The 24,234-nt window shown below is 58.1% G+C and carries 20 protein-coding genes; 12 read left to right on the top strand and 8 right to left on the bottom strand.

The window, feature by feature from the left end; translation table 11 throughout:
- Positions 1-96 precede the first annotated feature (96 nt).
- From ubiD to NCG89_RS10430, 4 genes are all read left to right on the top strand, one after another.
- Positions 97-1,569 carry a 4-hydroxy-3-polyprenylbenzoate decarboxylase gene (ubiD, locus tag NCG89_RS10445; RefSeq protein WP_251086474.1) on the top strand — a complete coding sequence of 491 codons (1,473 nt, stop codon included), beginning with the start codon at positions 97-99 and terminating at the stop codon, positions 1,567-1,569.
- A gap of 99 nt (positions 1,570-1,668) precedes the next feature.
- Entirely contained in the window at positions 1,669-2,880 is a 1,212-nt protein-coding gene (gene hemW / locus NCG89_RS10440; protein WP_251086473.1) for a radical SAM family heme chaperone HemW, read from the top strand.
- 39 nt (positions 2,881-2,919) lie between these two features.
- A complete protein-coding gene (locus NCG89_RS10435; RefSeq protein ID WP_251086472.1) occupies positions 2,920-3,408 on the top strand; it encodes a P-loop NTPase family protein in 489 nt (162 codons plus the stop codon).
- A 102-nt stretch (positions 3,409-3,510) separates the two neighbouring features.
- Positions 3,511-3,756 (top strand): DUF5062 family protein, encoded by a 246-nt coding sequence (locus tag NCG89_RS10430; RefSeq protein ID WP_251086471.1) that lies wholly within the window; start codon positions 3,511-3,513, stop codon positions 3,754-3,756.
- A 7-nt stretch (positions 3,757-3,763) separates the two neighbouring features.
- Here NCG89_RS10430 and NCG89_RS10425 read toward each other — a convergent pair whose 3' ends face one another.
- Positions 3,764-4,552 (bottom strand): SDR family NAD(P)-dependent oxidoreductase, encoded by a 789-nt coding sequence (locus NCG89_RS10425; RefSeq protein WP_251086470.1) that lies wholly within the window; start codon positions 4,550-4,552, stop codon positions 3,764-3,766.
- Between the two features lie 127 nt (positions 4,553-4,679).
- Here NCG89_RS10425 and NCG89_RS10420 point away from each other — a divergent pair, with 127 nt between their 5' ends.
- Positions 4,680-5,165: an NUDIX domain-containing protein gene (locus tag NCG89_RS10420; protein ID WP_251086469.1), complete on the top strand. Its 486-nt coding sequence runs from the start codon at positions 4,680-4,682 to the stop codon at positions 5,163-5,165.
- 76 nt (positions 5,166-5,241) lie between these two features.
- Here NCG89_RS10420 and NCG89_RS10415 read toward each other — a convergent pair whose 3' ends face one another.
- The 3 genes from NCG89_RS10415 to NCG89_RS10405 form a co-directional block, all read right to left on the bottom strand.
- Positions 5,242-7,221 carry an alpha/beta hydrolase family protein gene (locus NCG89_RS10415; RefSeq protein ID WP_251086468.1) on the bottom strand — a complete coding sequence of 660 codons (1,980 nt, stop codon included), beginning with the start codon at positions 7,219-7,221 and terminating at the stop codon, positions 5,242-5,244.
- 92 nt (positions 7,222-7,313) lie between these two features.
- Positions 7,314-9,302, bottom strand: coding sequence for an alpha/beta hydrolase family protein (locus NCG89_RS10410; RefSeq protein ID WP_251086467.1), 1,989 nt, complete (start codon positions 9,300-9,302; stop codon positions 7,314-7,316).
- Positions 9,303-9,387: 85 nt separating this feature from the next.
- Positions 9,388-10,497, bottom strand: coding sequence for a mechanosensitive ion channel domain-containing protein (locus tag NCG89_RS10405; protein WP_251086466.1), 1,110 nt, complete (start codon positions 10,495-10,497; stop codon positions 9,388-9,390).
- Positions 10,498-10,633: 136 nt separating this feature from the next.
- Between NCG89_RS10405 and ilvD the strand changes: the two genes are divergently transcribed.
- Positions 10,634-12,475 (top strand): dihydroxy-acid dehydratase, encoded by a 1,842-nt coding sequence (gene ilvD, locus NCG89_RS10400; RefSeq protein ID WP_251086465.1) that lies wholly within the window; start codon positions 10,634-10,636, stop codon positions 12,473-12,475.
- A gap of 66 nt (positions 12,476-12,541) precedes the next feature.
- Positions 12,542-12,706 carry a DUF2256 domain-containing protein gene (locus tag NCG89_RS16900; protein ID WP_349631918.1) on the top strand — a complete coding sequence of 55 codons (165 nt, stop codon included), beginning with the start codon at positions 12,542-12,544 and terminating at the stop codon, positions 12,704-12,706.
- Between the two features lie 301 nt (positions 12,707-13,007).
- Here NCG89_RS16900 and NCG89_RS10395 read toward each other — a convergent pair whose 3' ends face one another.
- The 3 genes from NCG89_RS10395 to NCG89_RS10385 all read right to left on the bottom strand — a co-directional run bounded on the left by NCG89_RS10395 (position 13,008) and on the right by NCG89_RS10385 (position 17,390).
- Positions 13,008-15,437, bottom strand: a complete 2,430-nt coding sequence (locus NCG89_RS10395; protein ID WP_251086464.1) for an acyl-CoA dehydrogenase — start codon at positions 15,435-15,437, stop codon at positions 13,008-13,010.
- Positions 15,438-15,685: 248 nt separating this feature from the next.
- Positions 15,686-16,228, bottom strand: coding sequence for a chalcone isomerase family protein (locus NCG89_RS10390; protein WP_251086463.1), 543 nt, complete (start codon positions 16,226-16,228; stop codon positions 15,686-15,688).
- Positions 16,212-17,390 (bottom strand): MFS transporter, encoded by a 1,179-nt coding sequence (locus NCG89_RS10385; protein ID WP_251086462.1) that lies wholly within the window; start codon positions 17,388-17,390, stop codon positions 16,212-16,214. Before NCG89_RS10385 ends, NCG89_RS10390 begins: the two co-directional genes overlap by 17 nt.
- Before the next feature lie 181 nt (positions 17,391-17,571).
- Between NCG89_RS10385 and NCG89_RS10380 the strand changes: the two genes are divergently transcribed.
- The 4 genes from NCG89_RS10380 to NCG89_RS10365 are packed head-to-tail and all read left to right on the top strand — an operon-like array spanning position 17,572 to position 21,974.
- Entirely contained in the window at positions 17,572-18,903 is a 1,332-nt protein-coding gene (locus tag NCG89_RS10380; RefSeq protein WP_251086461.1) for an NAD(P)/FAD-dependent oxidoreductase, read from the top strand.
- Positions 18,900-19,685, top strand: a complete 786-nt coding sequence (locus NCG89_RS10375) for a DUF1365 domain-containing protein (RefSeq protein WP_251086460.1) — start codon at positions 18,900-18,902, stop codon at positions 19,683-19,685. Before NCG89_RS10380 ends, NCG89_RS10375 begins: the two co-directional genes overlap by 4 nt.
- 30 nt (positions 19,686-19,715) lie before the next feature.
- Entirely contained in the window at positions 19,716-20,954 is a 1,239-nt protein-coding gene (locus NCG89_RS10370) for an SAM-dependent methyltransferase (RefSeq protein ID WP_251086459.1), read from the top strand.
- Positions 20,955-21,974, top strand: a complete 1,020-nt coding sequence (locus NCG89_RS10365; RefSeq protein ID WP_251086458.1) for an FAD-dependent oxidoreductase — start codon at positions 20,955-20,957, stop codon at positions 21,972-21,974. It begins immediately after the preceding gene.
- On the opposite strand, the gene NCG89_RS10360 is transcribed toward NCG89_RS10365, so the two are convergent.
- Positions 21,919-23,025, bottom strand: a complete 1,107-nt coding sequence (locus tag NCG89_RS10360; protein ID WP_251086457.1) for a ketoacyl-ACP synthase III — start codon at positions 23,023-23,025, stop codon at positions 21,919-21,921. The two genes, NCG89_RS10365 and NCG89_RS10360, sit on opposite strands and share 56 nt — an antisense overlap.
- A gap of 236 nt (positions 23,026-23,261) precedes the next feature.
- Here NCG89_RS10360 and NCG89_RS10355 point away from each other — a divergent pair, with 236 nt between their 5' ends.
- Positions 23,262-23,843 carry a TetR/AcrR family transcriptional regulator gene (locus tag NCG89_RS10355; RefSeq protein ID WP_251086456.1) on the top strand — a complete coding sequence of 194 codons (582 nt, stop codon included), beginning with the start codon at positions 23,262-23,264 and terminating at the stop codon, positions 23,841-23,843.
- Positions 23,844-24,234 lie beyond the last annotated feature (391 nt).

Genomic DNA, 24,234 nt, shown 5'->3' with positions numbered 1-24,234 from the left:
CCATCGACACAGAGCATGGCCGCAAGGTGCTGGCGCTCGGGGCTTTTCGCCTTGAAGCGTCAGACGTCCGACTTCAGACGTCCGACTAGGCCCTTAATGCCCCACTCAGACCTCAGATCCTTCCTCGACTACCTGGAATCCCAGGGCGAACTCAAACGCATCAGTCATCCCGTCGATCCCAATCTGGAAATGACCGAGATTTGCGATCGGGTGCTGCGCGCGGGTGGCCCTGCCCTGCTGTTTGAAAACCCCGTCGGTTTTTCCATGCCCGTGCTGGCCAACCTGTTTGGCACCGAGAAACGGGTGGCCATGGGGATGGGCAAGGACAATATTGAAGCCCTCCACGAGGTCGGTGAGTTGCTGGCCTTTTTGCGCCAGCCCGATCCACCCAAGGGCCTGCGGGATGCCTGGCGGCAGCTGCCGGTATTCAAGCAAGTACTGAATATGGGGCCCAAGCTGGTCGGCAAGGGTTTATGCCAACAAGTGCTGCTCGAAGGGGATGCGGTCGACCTGAGCCAACTGCCCATCCAGACCTGCTGGCCTGAGGATGCCGCGCCCCTCATTACCTGGCCATTGGTAATTACTCGCGGCCCCAATAAAGAGCGGCAGAACCTGGGTATCTACCGGATGCAGCTGATCGGCAAGAACAAGCTGATTATGCGCTGGTTGTCTCATCGCGGTGGCGCGCTGGATTTCCAAGAATTCAAAGCGGCCCACCCCGGCGAAAACTTCCCGGTGTCCGTCGCCCTGGGTGCTGACCCGGCCACCACACTCGGCGCAGTAACCCCGGTGCCAGATACCCTGAGTGAATACGCCTTTGCCGGTTTGCTGCGGGGCGAAAAGACTGAGCTCTGTAAGAGCCTCAGCAACGATCTGCAGGTACCCGCCACCGCCGAGATCATTCTGGAAGGCTACATCGCCCCCGATGAAATGGCCGACGAAGGCCCCTACGGCGACCACACCGGCTACTACAACGAAGTAGATCGCTTCCCGGTCTTCACCGTGACCCATATCACTCACCGCAAAGACCCCATTTATCACAGCACTTACACCGGCCGGCCACCGGACGAACCCGCCGTGCTCGGTGTCGCCTTAAACGAGGTGTTGGTGCCGCTGCTGCGCCGCCAGTTCCCTGAGATCATTGACTTCTATCTGCCGCCAGAAGGCTGCTCCTATCGGATGGCGGTGGTGACCATCAAAAAGCAGTACCCCGGCCACGCCAAGCGGGTGATGTTTGGCGTGTGGTCCTTCCTGCGCCAGTTTATGTACACCAAGTTTGTAATCGTCTGCGACGACGACGTAAACGCTCGGGATTGGAACGATGTGATCTGGGCCATCACCACCCGGATGGACCCCCAGCGGGATACCGTGATGGTGGAGCACACCCCCATCGATTACCTGGATTTCGCCTCCCCCGTGTCCGGCCTCGGCTCGAAGATGGGGATGGATGCCACCAACAAATGGGCGGGCGAAACGGATCGGGAATGGGGGCGGCCAATTGCCCGTGATCCGGCGGTGGTGAAGCGGGTTGACGAGATGTGGAGTCAAATATTTGAGTCTGACGGGTGATGACATGAGCTTTTTTGGTCTGATGTCGGACGTCTGAAGTCGGACGCTAAAAGCAAAAGCGCGAACTACCTTCCATCTCGTTTTCAGCTGGCACAGCACATGAGCATATCTACAGAAGTACGAGCCGGCACAGATCAGCGTCCGACGTCCGACGTCCGACGTCAGGCTCCGCTCAGTCTCTACATCCACATCCCCTGGTGCGTGCGCAAGTGCCCCTACTGCGACTTCAACTCCCACGCTCAAAAAGGAGAGCTGCCGGAGCAGGCTTACGTTGCAGCCATGTTGGAGGACCTAGAGCAGGATTTGGCATTTGTTCAGGGGCGGGAAATTCAGAGTATTTTTATCGGCGGCGGCACGCCCAGCCTGTTTAGCGCCCGAGCCTATCAGCAGCTTTTCACCGGATTAAAACAACAGCTCCGATTCGCCAGCGATATTGAAATCACCCTGGAAGCCAATCCCGGCACCTTGAACAAGGAAGTGGGCCAAGAGCGATTCAAAGCCTATCGTGACAGCGGCATTAATCGCATCTCCATCGGCGTGCAGAGCTTTGATTCAAACCAGCTCGGCAAACTGGGTCGCATTCACAGCAGCGACGATGCGCGTCACGCCATCGCCGCTGCCCAACAGGCAGGTTTCAGCAACTTTAATGTCGACCTGATGCACGGCCTGAATGAGCAAAGCCTGAGCGACGCGCTGCAGGATTTACAGATCGCCATCGACAGCGGCGCGCCCCATATTTCCTGGTATCAACTCACCATTGAGCCCAACACCGAGTTCTATAACAGACCACCCCTATTGCCGGTAGAGAATGACATTCTTCGCATTCAGCGAGCGGGATTCGAGTTGCTCGAGCAAGCGGGCTTTGAGCGCTACGAGGTGTCCGCCTTTGCCCGGCCCGGCCACCGCGCCCGCCACAATCTCAACTATTGGCAATTTGGCGATTACCTGGCGCTGGGAGCAGGCGCCCACGGCAAAGTGACCGGCGCTGATGGCCAGGTGCAACGCTACCAGAAAACCCGCAAGCCCGAAGATTATTTGAGGCGCGCGCCCTCGCGCACAAGTCGGCAAGAACGGGTCGAAGCAGTCGATCTGCCGTTCGAGTTCGTAATGAATGCCTTGCGCCTGAGGGAAGGTTTCTCGCCCGCGCTGTTTGAACAGCGCACCGGGCTACCCTGGTCCGCGATTCATGCCAAAGTAAGTGTCCTTGAGCAGCGCGGTTTGCTGGAGAGCAAGAACCAACACTATTGCACCACTGAGCGCGGCTTTGCACTGCTAGACAGCGTGCTCAGCGAGTTCTTGCCAGAAGCCTGAGGACAATCTGCCAGCGCGATGGCAACCGAGGAGAGGTCGTTGAAAAAGTACCTGATTTTTGGGAATTCCGGCTCGGGAAAATCAACCGTGGCCAAACACATTGCTGATACCGAACACGCCGCCCATTTGGACCTGGACACGCTGGCCTGGCAGCCCGGCAATCCCCCAGAAAGGGCGCCGCTGGCACAATCAAAACACCACATTGATGCCTTTATCGCCAGCAACAAAAGCTGGGTGATTGAGGGTTGTTACGCCGACTTACTCGCGCTCGCAGTGCCCCAGGCCACCGCGATGATCTACCTCGATCTGCCCACACCGCTGTGCATTGAAAATGCCAGGGCACGCCCCTGGGAGCCCCACAAATACCCATCCAAAGCGGCCCAAGATGCCAATCTCGATATGCTGATTGACTGGATCGGCCAGTATAATCAGCGCCAGGACTGCTTTTCACGCTCTGCGCATGACACCCTGTTTCGCCGCTTTACCGGCCGCAAACGGCGTTATGTCAGCAATGAACGCGAGGATTGAGCATTCCCGGCCGTCGTGGGCTACTGATACTGAAACAGCGATTTTACTTTCGCTGGTAAAGTATGAATCATAAGCAAGACGGCGACCCGCGGAGCAGCGTAAATGAAGAAACTCGACAACGAGAAAGAACTGGTACGCAAGGCCCTGACCATCGGCACCGCTTATGCGGAAAAACGCGGCGCAGCGAAATTTGAAGAAGGTGACTCCGCCAACGAACGACTGGAGTTTATCTACCGTCTTCTGGTGCGGGATAAACTGATTCAACCCATGCCGGAGCTACAAGTCTCCCAGCAATCGATTCGCCATCGCCTGGCACTGTGGGCAGCGTCGCTGGACAAGAAAAAGTAGCGCCCACTCAGACGTAGCGCACGGCACCCCCATCAATGCGGATATTTTGGCCGTTAATAAACCCCGCCCGATCGCTGCACAGGAACGCCACCAAATCGGCAACCTCCTGGCGTTCGGCAATACGGCCACAGGGGTTGGGAAACTCCTCCGCCACAATCCTGCGCTGAATATCATCCCAGTCATCGCCCCAGCCTTCCCGCGCTGCCCTACGACGAAACCCCGCCTCCAGCTCAGGGGTGCGAATAAAGCCCGGCGAGACCGTATTCACGGTTATTCCGGTATCGCTGAGCTCCTGGGTCAGGCTCACTGACATGGTCGCCAAGGCGCCTTTGGCAGCGTAATAGTCCGGCATGCGATTACCGGGGTGATGACTGCCAATAGTGCCCAACTGCACAATCCGCCCCCAGCCCCGCTGCTTCATCTCCGGTATAAACTGCTGGGCCAGGCGCACCGCAGACAGCACGTTTTTCTGATAGCTCTCTATCCAGTCACCGTTACAGCTGTTGCTCCAGCGACCCCGACTGCCAACACCGTAATTGTTGACCAGAATATCGATCTCGCCGACCAGCCCGGTTACCTGCTCGGCAACCTGACGACAGCCCGCTTCGGTACTGATGTCGCCCCATACGGCGTAGGCATTTTTCACTTCTTCCGCCAGCGCGGCAGCAGCGCCCGCCTCCAGGCTGTGAAAAATCACCGTGGCACCCTCACTCGCCAGGGTGCGGGCAATAATTTCGCCGGTACCCCGATTGCTTCCGGTAACCAGGGCAATGCGATTGTGCAGATTCAAATCCATGCTTACGTTTCTCCCCCGATAAACGTATTTCTGCCAGATAGCAGTGTATTGTTGTTATTGTTACAGCAGAGCGGTCTCCAAAGCTCTGTGGCAGAATAACGAAGTTTCAATAAATATCGAGCGCCAAATGAATTTTTGTCCCCAATGTGCACAACCCATTGCTGAAGCCCTGATCGACGGTGAGATTCGCCGGGCCTGCCCGGATACCGAATGCGGCTTTGTGCACTTCAATAATCCCACCCCCGTGGTCGCCATGATCGTCGAGGTAGAGGGCGGCGTGGTGCTGGCCCACAACGTCAGCTGGCCGAGGAAGTTTTACTCGATTATTACCGGCTTTCTGGAGGCTGGCGAAGACCCCTTGGAGTGCGCCAAACGAGAAACCCTGGAGGAGCTCAACCTGCATGCGCTGAATACCGAACTGATCGGCGTTTACAGCTTCCCCCAGCAAAACCAGGTCATCATCGCTTACCACGTGGAAGCAGCGGGCGAGATCAAACTGAACGAGGAGCTCGACGATTACAAAATCGTCGCCGTTGAAAACCTCAAGGGTTGGAATATGGGTACCGGCCTGGCGATTAACGACTGGGTGGCCAAGCGCCTGGGGGCTCCGTAAGCGTCAATGCCCTTAAGCACCTATGCCCTGAACCGCTTCAGCCTCGCAAACGTGCGGCCACAAGACCAATGGCCATTTAATTAACGGGGGCAGTCGCGCCGCCCGGCGGATTATGCTGCATCACAAAACTGACGGACTCTTCCAGGGCTCGCCGCCGGGTGTGGCTGCGTGACAAGTAGTGATCTTCCGTTTTAATTTCGACAAAACGATAGGGTTTATCCTCTGCCCGCAATTCCTTGGCCATCGCCTTGCTGTGCGCAATCGGCACAACCAGATCACCATCGCCGTGGATCAGCAGTATAGGCGCACTCGCGCTTTCTGCGAGATCCACCGGTGAGAGCTTTTCGATGATCTCATGGCCCAAGGAATCAACACCGAGGTAATCCTTCCAATAGCGGTATTCCTGAAACGCGCGGTCGTCCCTGGCTGCCACCAGAAGTCTGCCGAGATCGGCAACCCCGGCGATCGACACGGCACACCGATAGATGCCTTGCTGAACGGTGACGCCGGCCAATGCGGCGTAGCCACCGTAACTGGCACCGACAATGCTCACTCGAGCGGGATCGATCAATCCGGTTTTGGCCAGAGCGTTGACCCCATCAGAGATATCCGTCTGCATTTTGCGGCCCCACTCGCCAAAACCCGCATTCCGAAAGGCAATACCAAAACCGGAAGAGCCCCTGAAGTTAGGCTGGAGCACAACGTAGCCGCGGCTGGCAAAAGCCTGGGCCATCCAGTCAAACCCCAGAAAATCGCGAGACTCCGGGCCGCCGTGGGGTATGACCACCAGGGGGAGCCCCTCGCCTTTCTCGCCCGGTGGCCGGGTCAAAATGGCCGTGATGGGCAAGCCATCCGCCGCCTTGTATTCCCACACCTCGACATCACCAACCTGCTCAGGCGGGAGAGCGGGGTAGCTGCGACCCAATTCATCGGCAAACCCCGATTCAATATCGACGGTCCACCAGGTGCCGGAATCGCCGGCACCGTCGGTGTAGGCAATAATCCGATTGAAGTCATTACTCCAGGAGACAATCGTTGTGTTGCGGCCCGGGAACGCTTTAATGACCCCCTTAACCCGTGCTTGATGGGCGGCATTATGCATCACCGGCTTTGGCACTTCGCCTAGCAGTTCATACCCATTGTGCAGCCCCGTCAAAGAGTCAAAAAACAGCTCGGATATCCCTACATCTGCATACAAAAATTCAACCGGCGCACTCCCCTCGATATCTACCTCTGCGGTCCGCCTCACGCCTTTGCGGTCCTCCATCAAAATCAGGGCTGTGCCAGGGCGCCGACCCAAACCCAAAATCTGGGTCTCACCATACTTTGACTCGAGTTCAAGCATGGGGTCGCGCTGATTCAAAAGCGAAACCGAATGGCTCTCCCCTTTCCATAACTGCCATTTACCGTACTTCGCCGAATAGGTGGCGTGGGCGCTAATCTCGAGATTTTGATCAATGAGCCAGTCGTACACCGATTCCGAGGCGACGATTTCTTTCAGCTTTCCAGACTCGAGATTCAGGCAAGAAACGCCGAAACGAGAGGAATAAGAGCCCTTCAGAGAAAAGGTGTTAACGCATTGATACCAGGCTCCTCGGTGGCGAATCGGTCGATAAAAGCCCAGGGAAGCGTTGAACACCCGCTTGGAGTTTGCCAATGGCCAATCGGCCTTACCGGACGCCGCATCAACGGTGAGCAGATTGCTGAAACTGTACAAGCCACCCCGGCGGCTACCGAGTTCTTGTGAGGATCGGGTACGCACCAGCAGGTGGCCGTCTCCGGCCCAGCGCAAACTGTCTACCAAGATATCGCCGAGTCCGATTTTGTGGCGAATCTTTCCCTGCTTCATCACCAACAGCAAGGACTTTTCGTCAACATGGGTGACCACCCCGAGCTGCTCCCCGGAAGGGGACAACTGAGCATGGCTTATTGCGGGCAAGTGCCCATAAATATCAAGGGGCGGCAGTGACCCATCGCCACTCAGAGCAACCTTTTGCCAACCGAGAAACACCGCCAGCAAAGCAAAAAAGCCAAACTGCCGACCAATCCTATTCACAGCAACACTCCCTTTGCCCACCGTTTCCTAACTGAGCTCCAGCCTAGATAGCCCACATTTATTCATCAAGCAGCGACCACGCTCTTATTCACTTAAAGTTGCGGGGGATTGTGCTGCATCACAAAACTGACGGCCTCTTCCAGAGCTCGCCGCCGGGTGTGACTGCGAGACAAAAAGTGATCCTCTCCCGGCAGCTCAACCAAGCGATGCGCTTTACCGGCTCGGGCCAGGGCTTTGGCCATGCGCCGGCTGTGGCTGATGGACACGACCAAGTCATCCTTGCCGTGAATCAACAACACCGGCGCAGTGGCTTCTCGGGCCTTGGCTAGCGGCGAGATGCTGTCGAGATCACCGTCAAAGGAGGTAGACACACCCAGATAATCGCGCCAGTAACGCATTGAGTTATGCTGTCGTTCCACTTCCCGCTCCCGCAGCAAGGCGGCGGGATCCGAAACACCGGCAATTGACACCGCGCAGCGATAAATACCCCGCTGCAAGGTCACCCCGGCCAGCGCCGCATAGCCGCCGTAGCTGGCGCCGACAATGCACACCCGCGCTGGATCGACCCGTCCTGCCTCAACCAGCGCCGCCACCCCATCAGACAGGTCGCTTTGCATCTTGCGGCCCCACTGACCAAACCCCGAGTTGCGGAACTCAGCACCATAGCCCGACGAACCGCGAAAATTAGGCTGCAAAACCAGATACCCGCGACTGGCAAAGGCCTGAGCTAACCAGTCAAACCCCAACTTGTCGTGGGCCTCTGGACCACCGTGGGGAATCACCACCAGGGGCAGCGGCCCATCCGCCACCGACGGCGGCTCGGTGAGTACGGCCTCGATTGGTAAGCCATCACTGGCGTGATAACGCCAGCTTGAAAAGCCGCCGACCTGAGACGAACGAACACCGGGGTAGCTGTTGCCAAGAATTTCGGCGCTGCCCTTGGCGATATCGACCAGCCACCAGGTGCCCGAGTCCGTGTTGCTCTCGGTGAGCACAATCATCCGATCGAGGTTTTGAGACATCGACACGAAGTTGACCTGGCTGCCAGGGAAGGCCTTTTGGGCACCCACCACCCGTGCCTGATCCGCATCTGATAGCATTTCCAGAGAAGGAGAGATGCCCGACACCCGATAACCCGACAATAACTGGGTGTGGCGATCGAAGACCACCTCAGCAATATCCCTATCGTCAAACACAGCGACAGGCTCTGCGCTGCCATCTAGCCTGGCCTCACGGTAATGGGTGGCTTGCTCGGTATCGGAGACCGTGTACAACACCGTGCCGGGCTCACGACCAAGACCAATAATTCCGTCCGCGCCGTAGCGGGAATCGTGCTCTGCCAGCATGTCTTTATCACTGAATACCGAGACGCCCTTGCCCCGCTTTAGACTCCACTGTTGGCGCGCAGAATCACGATAGGCAGTCGCCAGAATTTCACCACTGGGGCTCATCAGCCAGCCATCCGTGGTTTGGCCGCCTTTGGCGGCAAAGCGCAATTTACCGCTCGCAAGATCGAAGCAAGCGAGGTCGAGGTCACCGTCACGGATATACAATTTGGTACCAAATTGCGAACGATCCAGGGCCAGGGTATTCACACATTGCTGCCACTTCCCCCGCCAGCGATTAGGCGGGTAAAACCCGAAGGCCGCATTCAACACCCTGGTGCTCGCGGCCTGGATCGGCCAACGAGTCTCACCCGTTGCCACATCAATGACGAGAAAGTTGAACAGTTCGTAACGCCCGCCGTAAAACATACCCAGATTCTGAGTCGAACTGCTAATGGCCAGGACGTAGTCATCCCCCGCCCACATCAGCGATCGAAGTTTGATATCGCCAAAATCGATCTGGTGAATGACGCCGCCGCCAGATTCGACGACAACCACCATCCGCCGCGCGTCGATATTGGCTTGAAAAGCAAAATAACGACCGCTTTGCGAAAGCACCGGATCAGTAATGGTAGGCAGGGCCGAATAGGCAGTCAGGTCGGGGGGGATGATCGGCGCCGGGTCGGCTGGCAACGCCGCGACGCATAAATGAAAAAGGCCACTGCACAGCACAGCGACCCATTGGCTGACACGCATTCCCTGCTCCTCACACACACCCTGGCAATGTGGCGCAAGATTGCCTGAGCGCAACAACTGCAGTCAATACAGCGGAAGTTGAAGATCAACGCTCGGCGCTTTCGTCCTGAGCGCGATCTTTGGCGGCCTCTGCTTTGGCCTGCTCTCTGGCTTCCTCAAGCTGCCTGGTCAATGCGGCCAGCTCGGTTTTTATCGCATCTCGATCCAACGGCGGTTCGCCCTCGGCGGGCTCCTGATTCAGCACTTCCTTCAATTTTTTGATCTGGTCTTCCAGCTTTTCTACTGCGCTGGCCGTTTCCGCTTTGCTGAACAGGACCTCCTCAGCCCGGCCATGATTGTCTTCCTCTCGGCGATAACGCATCGACGCGGCCGGAATAATCTTGCCCTCACCTTTGAGCTGGCGCTGATTCATAAAGTTGGGTGACACAATTTCGATGCCGGCGCCGTGCAGTGCGTCGAGCATCATTGCTCGCAGGCGCGACCGGGAACTGACCAGCAAGCCGGCTTCATTCAGCCAGCCGCTAGCCCGGTAGGTCACCGAAAAATCACCAAGCTCGCGAATCTGCACAAAACCCTCTTCCAGCTCGGCCTTTTCGATGGCCGCCAGCAGGGCTTTTTCAATATCCCGGCGATCCACGTCATAACCGAGGGACACATCCGCCGACACCACCGTGCCCGACGCCCGCACCACGTTATAGGGCTCCTGCACCAGCAGTAAGTTGGGCACCGTGACCAGTTCGCTGGTCTCGTTTTGTATCTCGACATGGAGCAGGCCCCGCTGGGACACTCGGCCCAGCTCCCGGCGAAACTCAATGTAATCACCGGCGCGAAAGCTGTTCACGGTACGCAGCATAAAGCCCGCCATCAGATTACCCATCACCGTGGTCGACGACAGGGCAATGGCGGCGGATGCCAGCAGGCCCACCAGACTGAACAACTGGCCGCGCAGCTCGCCGTCCATCGGGATCGTGGCAATCGCCAGCACCAGCCCCGCCAAGCGAAACAGCAGGCGGCTGCCCTGCTCCCGGTAGCGAATATCGGCGCCGTGCTCCTTCTGTACCGAAAACACCTTGCGGGTAAACAGCCACACACAGAACAGCAGCACCATGACCAGCGCAAAGGGCAGCCAGTCGAACACCCACTCCGGAACTACCGCGCCAATCGACTGCGCTGCTTGATCAACCGTGTCTTCCACAGAACCCCCTCACCCAATTAATGTGTACACCATAGCCGAATGCGGCGCTTCTCGCAGCTGGGGTGATTAAAGCCAAAGCCACTGCTGTGTTAAACTCTCCGCCCTGTTTTCAACGCTGAATATTTCGAGGCCGATCATGCCTGCATACCGCTCCAAAACCTCCACCGCCGGCCGCAATATGGCTGGCGCCCGCGCCCTGTGGCGGGCCACTGGCATGAAGGATGACGATTTCAACAAGCCGATTATCGCCATCGCCAACTCCTTCACCCAGTTTGTCCCGGGCCACGTCCACCTCAAGGACCTGGGGCAATTGGTGGCCCGGGAAATTGAACGCGCTGGGGGTGTCGCCAAAGAGTTCAACACCATCGCTGTGGACGACGGTATCGCCATGGGCCACGACGGCATGCTCTACAGCCTGCCCAGCCGCGACCTGATTGCCGACTCGGTGGAGTACATGGTCAACGCCCACTGCGCCGATGCGCTGGTGTGTATTTCCAACTGCGACAAGATCACCCCCGGCATGCTCAACGCCGCCATGCGCCTGAACATTCCGGTGATCTTTGTTTCTGGCGGCCCCATGGAGGCGGGTAAAACCAAGCTGTCAGAGCACAAGCTCGACCTAGTCGATGCCATGGTGATTGCCGTAGACGACTCCGCCTCTGATGAAAAAGTGGCCGAGTATGAGCGCTCTGCTTGCCCGACCTGTGGCAGCTGTTCGGGCATGTTCACCGCCAACTCCATGAACTGCCTGACCGAAGCCCTGGGCCTGTCTTTGCCCGGCAATGGCTCGATGCTGGCCACCCACGCCGATCGGGAAAAGCTCTTCCTCGAAGCCGGCCGCCGTATTGTCGAGCTGGCCAAGCGCTATTATGAAGAGGATGACGATTCCATCCTGCCCCGCAACATTGCCAGCTACGAAGCCTTCCAGAATGCCATGGCGCTGGACATCGCGATGGGCGGTTCGACCAATACCATTCTTCACCTGCTGGCTGCCGCCCAGGAAGCCGAGCTGAGCTTCACCATGAAGGATATCGACGCGCTGTCGCGCAAGGTTCCCCAGCTGTGCAAGGTGGCGCCAAACACGCCGCTGTATCACATGGAAGATGTGCACCGGGCCGGTGGTGTGGTGGGCATTCTGGGCGAACTGGACCGCGCCGGATTGCTGCATACCGACATCCCCACCGTGCATGCCAGCACCGTCGCGGCCTCGCTGGAACAGTGGGACATCATGCAAACCGAGATCGAGGCGGTAAAAGAGTTTTACAAGGCAGGCCCGGCGGGTATTCCGACGCAGCAGGCTTTCAGTCAAAACACCCGCTGGCCCTCACTGGATGCCGACCGGGAAAACGGCTGTATCCGCGCCATTGAGCACGCCTTCTCTCAGGAGGGTGGGCTCGCGGTACTGTACGGCAATATCGCTGTTGACGGCTGCGTGGTGAAAACCTCCGGAGTGGACGAAAGCATTCTGGTCTTTGAAGGTCCCGCCCATATCTGCGAGAGTCAAGAAGATGCCGTAGCCGATATCCTGGCCGACAAGGTCAAAGCCGGTGACGTGGTCGTTGTGCGCTATGAAGGCCCCAAAGGCGGCCCGGGTATGCAGGAAATGCTCTACCCGACCAGCTACATCAAATCAAAGGGTCTGGGTAAGGCCTGCGCTCTGCTCACCGACGGCCGTTTCTCCGGCGGCACCTCAGGCTTGTCGATTGGCCATGTTTCACCGGAGGCGGCATCCGGCGGCGCCATCGGCCTGGTGGAACAGGGCGATATCATCCGCATTGATATCCCCAACCGCAGCATCAATGTGTTGCTCGACGAGAGTGAGTTGAACAAGCGCCGCAAGGCGATGGATGCCAAAGGCGCTGACGGCTGGAAGCCGGTCAAGGAACGGCCACGCAAAGTGTCTGCCGCCTTGAAAGCCTACGCCAAAATGGCGACCAGCGCTGACCGGGGCGCTGTGCGCGACATCAGCCAGATCTGATCAGCTCGGGCGCCGCGGCCGTAACAAGCTCGGTGCCCATTGTTCCTACCGCGAGGCCCTCGACCGATGGCCCACAAAAAACTCAACCTGCCAGAAAAGACCTGCCCGGTTTGCCAGCGCCCCTTCGCCTGGCGCAAAAAGTGGGCGCGTAATTGGGACACTGTGGTGTATTGCTCAAAGCGCTGCGGTGGCTTGGGCAGGGGCAGGAAAACGTCGGTCGCGGAGACCTAGGAACAAAAAAAAGGGGACCACAACGTGGTCCCCAAAGGTGTCATCTTACCGCGATCTGTTCCGGTCTTCACCGAGAGCAATGTGATCAAGAAGCCACCCGTCCCAAACCTGGCTACTTCATTCATCAGAGAGTGAGTGACATCTTAGGGAAGATCATTGCCTTTGACTGTAGGCAATTTCCCCTAAGGCACATCCGCAGTCTCTCCGCAGGAAATTTCAGCTTCGCAGAACTATAGAAGTCTGGCACATTTTCGCAAGGCTCTTTTTCAGGAAAATCACCATTCGGGCCCCGCAGGGACTACTAGGGCCTGGCAATGCGAATGTCCACTTTCTCCAGGGTCGGATCAAACGCATCGGTAAGCAGACAGTCGTAACGCCGGGTCTCATAGGCTTTTACTTTCTCGGCCACCTCTGCGCTGAAGATCCCCTGCTCGGCAGCATTGTCGATGCGGTCATTCACGGTCTTGCCCGTCAGCTTGCCCTTGGCTTCGGCGCGCAGAAACTTATCGTAATCCTCCTCTACCTCAAGCAGCTCGGCATAGGTTACGTTGATTCGGCCGGTGGCATCCTCAGGGTCTTTGCTCAGGTAAACCGCCTTCGACAGCACCTCGCGCACCTCGCTGGGTTCCATAATCAGCCGGCCCAAACGCCGGATCTGGCTATCTCGCAGGGTCGGCACCGGGGTGCCCCAGGGGAAGAACAGGCGGCGCATTACCGAGCCCAATCCCGGCACGGGTACATTGTCATAAAAGGCGTTGAGAGAAATATTCAGCACCTTGAAACAACGTCGCAGAGAATACTCCGCGTGAAGCCGGTTGGACTCGGTATCGGGCAGACTCTCCTGAAATTTCAGCAGCGCACAGGCAATAACAAGCTGGCTGTGCACGTCACCCAAACGGGCTGACAGCAACTCCTTGCGCTTCAGATCACCTCCCAGGGTAGCCAAGGCAATATCCGCGCTGGCGGCCAAGGCTGCGCTGTAGCGGTCGAGATACCGATACCAGCGTTTGGCAAAAGCGGTTTCCCGTTTGGGCGCATCGAGCCAACCCGCCGTAACCCCCTTGGCAATCGCCCGGCTGATTACCCCAATGGCGTGACCGAGATGGCCCATGAGCAGGCTGTCAAACCGCTGCAGCGCCTCCTCGCCATCCTGCTGGATCACCACCAGCTCCTCGGCAAGGTAGGGATGACAGCGAATGGCGCCCTGACCAAAAATGATCATGGAGCGAGTCAGAATATTCGCCCCCTCGACGGTAATCGCAATGGGGATAGACTGGTATACCAGTGCCATAAAGTTGCGGGGCCCCATCTGTATGCCGCGACCGCCAAGCACGTCCATGCTGTCGTTAACCACTTCGCGCATCATTTCAGTGGCGTGGTATTTCGCCATGGCGGTCAGCACTGACGGCGCGCCATCCTGCAGGCCCCGGGTGACAAAGGCGCGATAGGCTTCGAGGGTATAACCACTGGACGCAATTTCAGCGGTCGCTTCCTGAACACCTTCGAACTTGCCCACCGAGATACCAAATTGGCGGCGAATCCGCGCGAAAGCACCCACCATCAGATAACTCATTTCGCCGCCGGCGGTCGACAGTGCGGGTAGAGACACACCCCGACCCGCTCCCAAACATTCCACCAGCATCCGCCAACCTTGACCAACCCGCTCCTGGCCACCGATCAACATCGACATGGGCACAAAGACATCTACCCCGGTCATCGGCCCGTTCATAAAGGGCGAGCCCGGGTTGTGGCGCCGACCAATCTCCATTCCGGGTTGATTTGCGGGCACCAGCGCACAGGTAATCCCGCGCTCAACCGTATCGCCGATCAAGTGCTCGGGGTCGCGAAGTTTGAAAGCGAGCCCCACCACGGTGGCCACCGGTGCCAGGGTAATCCAGCGCTTGGAGAAGCTCAGTCTCACCCCAAGGGTTTCTTCCCCTTCATACATCTGCTTGCACACCACTCCCACGTCGGGAATCGCGCCGGCATCAGACCCGGCTTCCGGGCTGGTCAGACCAAAGCAGGGAATCTCCTCGCCGCGAGCGAGACGGGGCAGCCAGTACTGCTGTTGCTCCGGGGTGCCATATTTCACCAGCAACTCGCCGGGGCCCAGCGAGTTGGGCACCATCACCGTCACCGCCGCCACCGTCGAGCGACTGGCGATTTTGCCCACTGCCCGGCTCTGGGCGTAGGGACTGAAATGCTTACCGCCAAACTCTTCAGGAATGATCAGGCCGAGAAAGCCCTTTTCTTTAATAAATTGCCACACCTCAGGCGGCAGGTCTTTGTGGCGATGATGAATATCCCATTCATTCACCATGGCGCACAGTTCCTCCACCTCATTATCGATAAAGGACTGCTCTTCCGGACTCAGCGTGGGAAGATTAATCGCGTCGAATTTGTCCCAGTCGGGGCGACCGGAAAAAATATCTTTCTCCCACCAGGTAGTCCCTGCATCCAGGGCTTCTTTTTCTGTGCTTCCCAGGGTGGGCATCATCCCGGCGAGCAGTTTTTTGATCGGCGCGGAGAGCACCTTCAGACGCACACTGGGCACGTTCAAGACCGCCAGCACAGCCAGCAGTAAGAGCAGACTCAACGGATGAACAAAGGCCTTGCAGACCGTGCCGGCCAACAACCAGGCCAGCAAAAACACCACGCTGCCCCGGCGCAGCGATAGCCCCAGATAGAAGATCACCAACAAAAGAAACAGGAGGCAAAGTAATCCGATCATAGAGTATCCCCGTTGTATCCCCATTAAGGTGATAGCCCAAGCGCAAAGGCCGCCGCCTCTACACCATGCTACGCGTCCCCTTTGCGCTTTTCATGCTTCCAACTGCAATATTGCGACGCTGGTTGTACTACGACATCGGCCCGCAAATGCGATGCACGACGCTGCGGCTTTAGTAGCGGCACCGCCACACTCCCTCACTATAGCGCTGCCGCCGCCGGCTTTCCGCCTAGCCACGTGGACTGGATGATTTATTTTTCTGCGCGCAGAAACTGACGCCATTGTGCGAGCATGTCATCCCGCTGGGATTCGCTGATGGCGGCCTTACCCAGCCACACACTGAGGATAATTTGAGCCGCCATTGGGTCTTGAACCCGGCCCAACGGCTCGCCATTGAGGGCCAGACCAAGCCCGGTGTCCATTTGCCAATCCAGACTGTATTGATCCCCTTTTTCAACGGGCTTGAACAACCCGCAAAACCGATCGATCTCCTCGTCGAAGGGTGCCAGCATCTGCGCACTGAACGCCTCCTCCAGGGAGTCGCGGGTCATATCCCGAAAGCGCTCGGCTGACACCCCGACACCGTATTCGATGACAAGCCGCTTGGCATAATGCGGATCAAGAATATCCCAGGAAGCCGGAGGCGACTGTGCCGCATCCACCTGCAATTCCGTGTAAGTTAGCCGTTTCCACAGCAGTTTGTATTCTGCGGCGGCAGCCGTTTGCCACTCTGCCTGCACCAGGCAGGGCACCGCCAATAAAATTAGTGTCGCAACGCTAACGCGCCATCTCATCTGCTGCCTCCTCTTCCATCCAGACAAGTCGGCGGTGCCCCAGCATTGCCGCCACCATGATCTTCAGCACCACGGGCGCAATCACATAGGCGCCGCTGATCGCCCAGGCCGGAGGCACCGTGTCCGGTTCCGCCTGCACCCCCAGCCACAGGTAACCCAAGCCTACCGCCAGCCCCATCGCCGCCTTGCTGAGCATGCTCCACAAAGCAAACAGTCTGGCCCCCAGATTGTTGCCGGCATCCCGAATCAGCTCCTGGGCGAGGCGGGTTTGCATCGCCGACGGCAGTGCCTGGTCCGCACCCAGCATCAAGCCCGTGCCAACGCAAATGGCGATAAACCAGTACACATCATCAGGCCCGAGCAAGGCGGCAAAGCCGAACAACACCGCCGACAGAAACAGCCCCACCCGCCAGCACAACAAGGCGCCATACCGGCGAGCCAGGGCATACCACAGCGGCACGCCGATCAACCCAGAAAGGAAATACACCAACAGCGCAACCGGGACGGCGGATTCCGCCTGCAAGACCTCGCGCATGAATAACACCAGGATGGTTCCCGGAATCGCATTGGCCAGCATATTCAGAAACCAGGGCAGGGCCAGCGAGGTTACCCGGCGGTCTTTCACTAAGGTCCACAAAGAAAAGTCCGTTTTGCCCCCCCTGTTTCCGGGGTTTGAACCCTGCAGAAGCACGGCAACCAACAACACCAGCAACACCGGACCCAGCAGCACCCTCAGTTTGTCGGGATCAAGCAACCCGGGCAGCAACAACGCTATCAGCGTCCCGAGCAATAGCGCACCTTCGCGGGCACTGTTGTACGCGAGGCGCTGGGAGGCGGTAACCGCCAGCGAGACCGGTAGTGCCAGCCAGGGCACATTAAGCCCCGTCCAGCCAAGCATCAGCAGAACCAGCACCACCAGCAGCAGCCAGGGCGGCCAGGGGTGGGGAGCAAGAAACAGCGCTATTGCGCTGGCGGTGAGCAAAATCCAGCTGGCCAGCCACCAGCCCTTGCCACACCCGCGTCGATCAATCAGCGCACCGACGGGCAGATCCGTGAAAACATCACTGATCCGCGCTATAAAAAAGACTGCACCGACTAACAAATATCCATAGCCGCTGTGCTCTGATAGCCACAACGGCACGTATATGTAAAATGGTAACATTAGCCCGGCTAGGGGTAGCCCCGGTAGCGCGTAGCGAACATACGATGCCAAAGGCCCAAAATGAGGCATGACACACCTTGTTTAGGGGGTTGATAAAACGCACAAAACTCGAGCGTCATCATGGATGAATTGTGACAGAGATGTGTAAACTACGTTTCTATGTGGAAATAAGATCAGATAAATGACTAAAGCGCTTGATATTGCCGTAATCGGCTCGGGGATTTCTGGACTCAGCAGCGCCTGGCTGCTGAGCGGTAACCATAAGGTGACGCTGTTTGAAAAGGACCAGCGCCTCGGAGGCCACAGCAACACCGTCGAAATCATGACCAGCGCCGGCACGGTCGCGGTTGATACTGGATTTATCGTATTCAACCAAAAATGCTACCCCAACCTGGTAGCCTTGTTTGAGCATCTGGGCGTGCCGTTCCAAAGCACCGCCATGTCTTTCGGCGTCTCCATGGACAATGGCCGCCTTGAGTACAGCGGCTCGGATACCCTGGCAAGCCTGTTCGCCCAACGGAAAAACCTGTTCAGCCTGCGGTTCTGGCGGATGGTGCTCGATATTCTGCGCTTCTACCGCAAAAGTAATGGCTGGCTACAAAAGCTTGACGATGACATGACCCTCGGCGAACTGCTGACCAAAGAGGGCTTCAGCAAGGGCTTTTCGGAGGATCACCTGCTGCCTATGGGAGCGGCGATTTGGTCGACACCGACCAGCAAAATGCTCGACTACCCGGCCAAAACCTTCCTCCGTTTCTGTGAAAACCACGGGTTGCTGCAGTTGAATGATCGCCCCCAATGGCAGAGCGTCATTGGCGGCTCCCAGGAATACGTAAAACGCATCAGCGGATCGCTGAACGATATCCGCCTGGGCTGTGCGGTGGAATCGGTCAAGCGCACCCCCGACCGGGTAACCGTGATCGATCAAAACGGCCACGAGCACCACTTCGACCACGTGGTGTTTGCCAGCCATGCTGATCAGACACTCAAGATGATCAAAGACCCGACTCTCGAAGAGCAGCGGCTGCTGAGCGCCTTTCAGTACGAAACCAATCGGGCGGTATTGCACCGGGATGAGCGGCTGATGCCCAACCTGGGTGACGTATGGTCCAGCTGGAATTATCTGTCCTCCCAGCGCGGCGACCAGCAGAAAGTCTCCGTCAGCTATTGGATGAACGCCCTGCAAAAGCTGCCCTGCCAAGAATCGGTGCTGGTGACCCTCAACCCATTGCGGGAGCCCCGTCCCCACCTGGTCTACCGGGAATTCGATTACCAGCACCCGATTTTTGATACCAAAGCCCTGGATGCCCAGCAAAAGCTCTGGAAGCTCCAAGGCCAACAGCGCAGCTGGTTCTGCGGCAGCTACTTTGGCTACGGTTTCCACGAAGATGGCATCCAATCCGGCCTCGCCGTTGCCGAAGCGCTGGGCGGCGAGCGCCGGCCCTGGCAAGTAGAAAATGAGAGTGGGCGAATCACCCTAGGCAAACCAGCAGGGGTGGACGCCGCGGCATGACCCCTGCTGACGGCGGCGCCATTTATGACGGCGAGGTCATGCATCATCGCTTTCGGCCCCGCCGCCACCGCTTTGTCTACCGGGTACAGTCCTTCCTGTTCGACATCGACCAACTGCAGCAAGTAGACCAACGCTGCCGTTGGTTCTCGCTCAACCGCTTCAATCTGTACAGTCTCGATTACCGCGATTTTGGTGACGGCAGCGGCGCCCCCCTGCGCGACTACCTGGAGCAAGCACTGCGCAAACAGGGCTTCACCCAGACCCTTCACCGCGCTAGCCTGCTCTGCTACCCGAAAGTGCTGGGCTACTGCTTTAACCCCCTTAGCATCTACTACTGCTACGGCGAGGATGATCGCGTCTTCGCCATTTTGTACGAAGTCAGCAATACCTTCTCCCAGCGCCACTCCTACCTGTTCCCGGTAAGCGATGGCCACTCATCCGACCGCCACTTTCGCCAAACCTGCGCCAAGAATTTTTACGTGTCGCCCTTTATCAACATGGACTGCCGCTACCATTTTCGGCTGTCTCCGCCCAATGAAACCCTGCTGGTGGCAATTCGCCAGACCGAAAATGACCAGGCGCTGCTTCACGCGCTGTTTCGCGGCGTGCGGCGACCATTGAGCGACCGGGAACTGCTCAAAGGCTTCCTGCGCATGCCGCTGATGACGGTCAAAGTCATGGCAGCCATTCACTGGGAGGCCTTGCGTCTTTTCCTCAAGGGCATCAAATTAGTTCCACGCCCCACTGAACCATCTGCTTCGGTTTCCCGTATTGACGAGTAAAACGTCTGCAGACTTCAAGGAACTCCCATAATGAAAACAGCGACTGCCGCCCTAGACCTTAACCTGGGAACTTCCTGGTGGGGAAAACGCCAACAACAGATTCTGACCAAGGTACTTGCCCCTCTGGCCAAAGCCGAACGCGGCATACTGACCCTGACCCTCCCCAACGGCAGCCAACTTCAACTCGGCCAGCATCACTGCGACGGCCTGTCGCCCAGTATTCAGCTACACCACTGGCGGGCCCTGCGCCGCGCCCTGACGGGCGGCACCGTCGGTTGGGCTGAAGCCTATATGGACGGCGACTGGGACTGCCCCTGTTTGCTCACGCTGATTGAGTGGGTTGTCGAAAACGAACCCCAGATCAGCGGCGCGCTCGAAGGTGGCAAGCTCGGCACCCTCGTGCACAAACTGCGACACCGGGGCAATGCCAACAGTAAGCGCGGCAGTCGCAAGAACATCGCTTACCACTACGATCTTGGCAACGCGTTTTATCGTCAGTGGCTGGACGAAAGCATGACCTATTCGTCCGGGCTCTACCTCGCTGACGATGACTCCCTGTCCCAGGCACAATTCAACAAATATCAGCGGGTGATCCAGGAGCTCGACGTGCAAGCAGGCGATCGCATCCTCGAAATCGGTTGCGGTTGGGGCGGTTTCGCCGAGCAAGCCTGCCGCCAGCAAGATATCCACCTGCACGGTATCACCCTGTCCAGCGAGCAATTACAGTTCGCCCAATCGCGCATCGCCGACGCTGGCCTTGCTGAGCGGGCCGCGTTTTCACTGACGGATTACCGCAACACTGAGGGCCAGTACGACAAGGTCGTCTCCATTGAGATGCTCGAAGCGGTCGGCGAGGAATACTGGCCAACCTACTTCAAAACGCTGGCCAGCCGACTCAAGCCTGGCGGCAAAGCGCTGATCCAGGTCATCACCATCTCCCCCGAGCGCTTCGACGACTACCGGCGCAACCCCGATTTTATTCAGACCTATATCTTCCCCGGCGGCATGCTGCCGACACCCGACATTTGCCGGGAGCAGGCCAGCAAAGCGGGGCTGGACGTCTGCAATGAACTGGCCTTCGGCCCAGACTATGCGCGCACCCTGGCCGAGTGGGACGAACGCTTCTCCAGCACCTGGAACCGGGTGGAGCCCCTGGGCTTTGATCAGCGGTTCAAGCGCATGTGGCACTACTACCTGGCCTACTGCGGCGTGGGCTTTGCGCTTGGCACCATCGACGTTTACCAATTTACCCTGCAAAAGCCGGCGTAAATGGCCAATATCGGCATCATTGGCGCAGGTATCAGCGGGCTGTCCGTGGCCGCCCGCCTCACAGGGCTCGGTCACCACTGCACTGTATTCGAGAAATCCCGCGGCCTCGGCGGGCGTCTCGCTCGTCGAAAGCTGCCCTGGGGCCAACTGGACATCGGCGCGCCCTTTTTGACGCCGACACTGGAGGAAACCCATGACCGCTTGGCGCACTTCTGCCGTGCTGGCATTTTGAGTCGGGGAAGGCTGCAACGCGCTCGCCTTGTGTCGGGAACACTGTATGAGGCGCCGGCCATCAAGGCTTACTGGGCCAACCACAGTAACAATGAAATCTGCCACGCCCTGGCGGAGACGGTGAAGGTAATTCGTCAGCGCCGCATTGCTGCCATCGCAGCAAGCGCCAACGGCATCATCCACCTCAGCGATGACCAGGGAGGCAGCTGCGGCGACTTTGATGCGGTGATTCTGTCGGCCCCCGCCCCGCAGACCTTGGCCCTGCTTCCGGAAACAAGCACCCTTCGCGGGCAGGATTTTCCCGAGATGCAACCGGGCTGGACGGTGACCCTGCAGTTCGAAGAAGCACTAGGATTGTTTAACCATCAGCAGGTGATCGATTTCACGGCTGATGAACCTTTGGTGAGAGGCGTCGACCTGGCTACCTTGCGCCAGGGGGAGCCACTGCATTGCTACCAGTTCCAGCTGTCGGCGCCGTTTTCTCAACTTTGCCGGAATGGCAATGAAGCGCAAACCGTTGAGGCTGTGATGGCCGCACTGGCCCGCCATTCGGCGCTGCCACCGCTGGCCAACGCCACCGTGCAACCCTGGAATTTGTGCCGGCTCGAGAAGCCCGGGCCCGCCCTCAACATTCTCGACTCGGCGCACAACCTGGTTTTATGTGGCGACTGGACCGCTGGCGACAGTGGCATTGACGCCGCCCTGACCAGCGCCGAACGCGCCGTCGATGCGGTTACTCGTCTGCTTGAGAGGCAGCGCGAGCTGCCGCCGCCGCTTTACAGCCCTTAATCCAGGGCGCCAGCAATTCCAACGCGGATTTGTCGTTTTCGGGCAGCTCTTCGTCGCAAACCTGCAGGGGCGTCACCCGATCACCCCACTTGATGATCCCGGCGCCCCAGGTCAATCCGGCGCCAAAGGCGGCCGTCAGTATCGTATCGCCGGGCTTGATCATGCCCTGCTCCAGCGCCTCACACAGGGCAATGGGCACGGTACCCGCCGACGTGTTGCCATACTTTTCAATATTGATCATCACTTTCTCTGCCGGCATGCGCAGACGCTTCATCAGCGTTTCAATAATGCGAATATTGGCCTGGTGGGGCACCAGCACATCAATGTGCTCCGGCTCCAGCTGGCGCTGCTCAAGTACACTGGACACCGCCCCACCCATGCCTTTGACGGCGCGTTTGAAGATTTCCTGGCCCTCGAAATTCACATCAAAATAGCCGTCGATGCCGGCGAAGCGCTCGCGGATGGTGCCGCTGTCTCTGGCAGCGAGTACATCCCGCGCCGCGCCATCACAACCGAGTTTTTCGGCAACCAGACCGCACTCCTGGTCAGTGGCTTCCAGCACCACCGCGCCGGCGCCGTCGCCAAATAGCACTGCGACCTCGCGCTGGCTGTAATCGAGAAAATAGGGGATGCGATCCGCACCGATGACCAGCGCCCGCTTGATGACCCCACTCCTGATCATTGCAGTGGCCACGCTTAAGCCATAAACAAAGCCCGTGCAGGCCGCGTTGAGATCAAATACAGCGGCATTATCAGCGCCGATCTCCTTTTGCACAAAGGAGGCCGCATTGGGAATCAGTGTGTCAGGGCACGCCGTCCCCAAAATCAGCAAATCAATCTCGGTGGCATCCAGACCCGCCGCCGCCAGCGCCCGTTTGGCCGCCAGTGTGGACAACCCGCCGGTGGTGACATGGGAAATCCGGCGCTCTTTGATTCCGCTGCGGCTATAGATCCACTCGTCGGAGGTATCCAGAAACGTCGCCAGATCGTCATTGGTGAGCACAGCCGGGGGCACACACTTGCCCCAGCCGGTGATATTTGCGTATTTCATAGAAACCTCCCCGAAACTGTCGCCGCATTATGACGACCAATGTGTTCACTGTCACCAAGCAATCCTGTGACTATTTGCGGACCACAGCCGATGGGAATTAACCATCGATTTTTCCGGAAATCGCCGCATTATACGTACAATCCCCTATGAGATCGGCCCCATTTTTGGTCTCCTCGAAAGTTACGGCGTGGTAGGATTGAGGCATTATCAACGGCCAAAAATGCAGTGGAATGAACATGACGGCAGCAAAAAAACGCTGGGGCAACGGCGCCAGAGTCGACGATCTGGAAACCGGCAAAAAAATCCTGCTCCGCGCAGCGGTAGAGTGTTTCATCACTCGCGGCATCAAAGCCACCACCATTGAAGACATCGCCCAGGAAGCCAACGTTACCCGGCGCACTGTATATCGGTACTTCAATGGCAAATCTGACATCATTTCTGCCCTGATCCGCGTTGAGCGGGATCGCATGTTCCGCAAGTTGGCCGATCATGTCCGCGATATGCAAGACGACTTCCCCGCCCTGCTCGAGGAATCGATCTGGTACGCGGCCAGCTATTTGCCCCCGGAAGATGGTAAGGCGGACCTGGTATCCGGTATCAACGCCGCTGAAGCATCACCCTATCTTTACTCCGACGAGTCCTCCCAGCAGTGGCATCGCATTTTGGCGGAACCGCTCAAGCAATATAACGCCGCTAACGACAAGGCACTCGACCTGGAAGAGCTGATCAGCATCGTGGCCCGGCTGGTGCTGTCCTACCGGCAACACCCCGCGACTCGGGAAGAGTTCAGCGCGGCGCTCAAAGTCATTCGACTGTAATACCCGCGTGTTGTCCGACGCCAGCCCCTCGGGCTGGCGTTGCCATTCCTGTTTAACTACCCCACCCAACCTGCGCAGTGCCCTACCGGCAAGCACCTTCTTCGAGTAAGCGATTTTCCGTATACTTTCACCGGGGCCGACGCGTTACCGTTGAAGATGTTTCCAGCGTCAACGCAGTAGAGGTGCCCCATGGGGAACGGCGAGCAACAAACTTCCCAGATATTTTCGGAATCCCGTAGACCGAGCGACAGCATCAACCCCTTTGGCGTGTGTCGCAAAGAGTGGTGGCTAAACGTCAATTACGCTGAAGTCATCGAAGTCAGGGACGCCGTCGGCATTCAAGCATTACGGGCCCGGGCCGCGAGCTAACCGCTCCTGACGCCGGCGCCCT

It is taken from the genome of Spongiibacter taiwanensis (assembly GCF_023702635.1).
In the GTDB taxonomy this organism is placed as follows: domain Bacteria; phylum Pseudomonadota; class Gammaproteobacteria; order Pseudomonadales; family Spongiibacteraceae; genus Spongiibacter; species Spongiibacter taiwanensis.
The sequence above is the reverse complement of the archived record's forward strand: the minus strand, read 5'-3'. Positions and strand labels throughout refer to the sequence as shown.